Here is a 269-nt window from a genome sequence, read left to right as displayed (position 1 = left end):
CGACGAACCGTCGCATGTTCTCTTCGGAACGGCGGGCCTGCTCCTCAGAAGCGGCCGTCGCGGCGAAGGCACCCTGAATCTGATGCAGCATCGAGTTGAGCGACTCGGCGAGCCGCCCGACCTCGGTATTCGGCGCGGCGGTAGGCACCCGTTGATCCAGATCACCCGCGGCGATCGCCTGTGCGGTCTGCTCAACCCGCGCCAGCGGTCGTAAGCTGTTGCGTACCAACAGATATCCGAGCACCCCGATCACGGCGATCACACCGGCA

General features: G+C 65.4%; 1 protein-coding gene. It reads right to left on the bottom strand.

The window, feature by feature from the left end:
- The coding region (locus SB754_RS20530) for a HAMP domain-containing protein (RefSeq protein ID WP_410784207.1) at positions 1–269 on the bottom strand (269 nt) is incomplete at both ends.

It is taken from the genome of Leifsonia sp. SIMBA_070, assembly GCF_046534635.1.
GTDB lineage: Bacteria > Actinomycetota > Actinomycetes > Actinomycetales > Microbacteriaceae > Leifsonia.
The sequence above is the reverse complement of the archived record's forward strand: the minus strand, read 5'-3'. Positions and strand labels throughout refer to the sequence as shown.